This is a genomic window from Paraburkholderia tuberum STM678, assembly GCF_902833905.1.
Classification (GTDB): domain Bacteria; phylum Pseudomonadota; class Gammaproteobacteria; order Burkholderiales; family Burkholderiaceae; genus Paraburkholderia; species Paraburkholderia tuberum.
On record NZ_CADFGP010000152.1, the window covers coordinates 1 to 2357 of the forward strand.

Genomic DNA, 2357 nt, shown 5'->3' on the forward strand with positions numbered 1-2357 from the left:
GGCCGAGTGTTCGGGCCATGGCCCGAACACTCGAACCCTGCTGCTTCATGCTTGCAATCGTCATGCGTTCTTCAGGCTGCAGTTGTTGGTAACTTCTTTTTTGCATTGGCACACCTTACACGAGCAAGGTGTTGCACTTCAAATTTGATCGCGCCATGTTTCTTTGCTTGGAACTTCCATCTCCCACTTAACGGCCAACTCGTTCAACTGGGTCGACGTCGGAGACAAAATATCAATGGTCCCCCATTCATATTGCATCTGCTGCCCGGCAATAACCAAGCGTCGAGTTGGCTTTAATTCATCGAGTAGGTCGTCCAGATCAGCCGCTTGCTTCACACTGGTCTCCGGACCAGAGATTTGGTCGATGGCAAAATCTGATCCATCAGACTGCACGGTGGTTAGCTCGGATGCGATCAGACGTGCCGAGTTAAACCAGATACCAGTGCCAAGGACGCGCCTATAGTCCTCGCGTTTGTAGGCCGCCAACAATCCGCCGATATGATCAGAATCTATGTGCGTCAGAACGGTAAGGTCGAGTGACAAGCCTGCGTCACGATACGAGTCCAACGCGCTGGTCAAGGCTTTCGCTTGATGACTCTTCAGAGCCGGGATATTTATCTTGGCGATAACTCCAGGAGGACCACCGTCAACCAGAATCCGAAAGACCTTGTCGGTGGCCCATTCGATTTCGATGACGATCGAATCCCCGTGTTTGACCTGAAGCGCGTTGATGCTCATTTTCATGCTGAAGCACGCCAGTCTGGCTCTCTCAGTTATTAGTTGATATGTCTTCTCGCAACCGCAGACACATACCTCGGTTTGTGTCTAAAAATACGCGCAGCCTCGGTACCTGCACACCTGTACGCTGAGCGGCAGCGCGGATCTCGCTGCGCATTCACGGCTCCGCGTTGTTGTCTCCACGCTGACGAGCAGAATATCTTCAACTATGCCTGGCTGCATAACACCACGCAGAAGACATGACGCCTTAACCTTGAGCCGCAGAGGAATTTTGACGGACACCGCTGCCTCTAAGGATAACCGCGTCGCCCTGTCCAACATGAGCACGAAGCGGTACGAAATTATAGTGGCACAAATGCCCGATGTGGGGTAGATGAAGCAAGGCGACCGGATGGTTGCGATTCCTTCAGTGCGAAGGTCCGGAAAACACCCAGTAGCCGTCTTATGCGTGGCAATACCCGAGCGTCAGCTAGAGGGTGTTAGGCACTTTTTGTCGGACCTGGTATCCTGGCAGGATGAAAAAACGCAGGCCATACCCAACGGATGTGTCGGACGAAGAATGGTACTTCGCCGCTCCGTACCTGACCTTGATGAACAAGGACGCACCGCAACGCCGTTACGAACTGCGCGAGATGTTCAACGCGCTGCGCTGGATCGTACGCGCGGGTGCACCATGGCGTTTGTTGCCAAATGACTTTCCGCCCTGGGAACTGGTCTACCAGCAGACGCAACGCTGGATTCAGGCCGGCTGTTTCGAGGCTATGGTCAATGACCTGCGTTCGATCATCCGGATCGCGCAGGAGCGTCGTGGCCAACCCAGCGCGGTCATTCTCGACGGACGGACGCTGCAGTCGACCTGCGAAAGTGGACCTCGCGCCGGTTACGACGGTTACAAGCGCAAACGCGGCAGTAAGGTCCACATGGCGGTTGATACTTTGGGGCAACTGCTTGCTGTGCATGTTACGCCGGCCAACGAACAGGAACGCGCGCAGGTCGGAGAACTGGCCCGTCAGGTTCAGCAGGCCACCGGCCAGACGGTCAAGGTGGCGTTCGCGGACCAGGGATACACCGGCGAAGAGCCTGCGCAGGCAGCACTCGACGAAGGAATAGAGCTTCGGGTAATCAAGCTGTCGGAGGCGAAAAAGGGCTTCGTGCTGTTGCCGCGCCGTTGGGTGGTCGAGCGCAGCTTCGGCTGGCTCAACCGCTTCCGCCGACTGGCCAGAGACTATGAGCGATTGCCTGAAACCTTGGCCGGTTTGCATTTCGTCGTATTCTCCGTGCTTATGCTTGTTCACTTTGCAGGCCTTAACAAAAGTTCCTAACACCCTCTAAGGCCGATGATCCGCCGACAAACTGGGCCGGCGAACGGCCGTTGTAGTCCAGGAGCTGCCTTTTAGTAGGCGGGGGCTCGAAGGACCGTTCCGGGTCGAAACTACCCATTCGTTGGACGTTCATCCCGGGACCTTGACGAACGACCGGTGAGAAACAGTGAGCCGGCATATCAGCTTCGATGCGCGAACGTCGGCTTCTATGGGGACTTGTATGTCAAGCCGTTTTTGATCACGTGAAGGGCTTGGATTTCATGGTGGCTCCTGTAGGTTGTTGAGCGCGTGATGCCT

At 55.5% G+C, this 2357-nt stretch carries 3 protein-coding genes; 1 reads left to right on the forward strand and 2 read right to left on the reverse strand.

Annotated elements, in window-relative coordinates:
* On the reverse strand, positions 1-106 hold a 106-nt coding region (locus HWY30_RS40625), incomplete at its 3' end, for a helix-turn-helix domain-containing protein (RefSeq protein ID WP_176078980.1).
* Between the two features lie 32 nt (positions 107-138).
* Entirely contained in the window at positions 139-744 is a 606-nt protein-coding gene (locus tag HWY30_RS40630) for an MBL fold metallo-hydrolase (protein WP_090812126.1), read from the reverse strand.
* Positions 745-1253: 509 nt separating this feature from the next.
* Here HWY30_RS40630 and HWY30_RS40635 point away from each other — a divergent pair.
* Positions 1254-2060: an IS5 family transposase gene (locus tag HWY30_RS40635; RefSeq protein WP_090812127.1), complete on the forward strand. Its 807-nt coding sequence runs from the start codon at positions 1254-1256 to the stop codon at positions 2058-2060.
* The last annotated feature ends 297 nt before the right edge of the window (positions 2061-2357 follow it).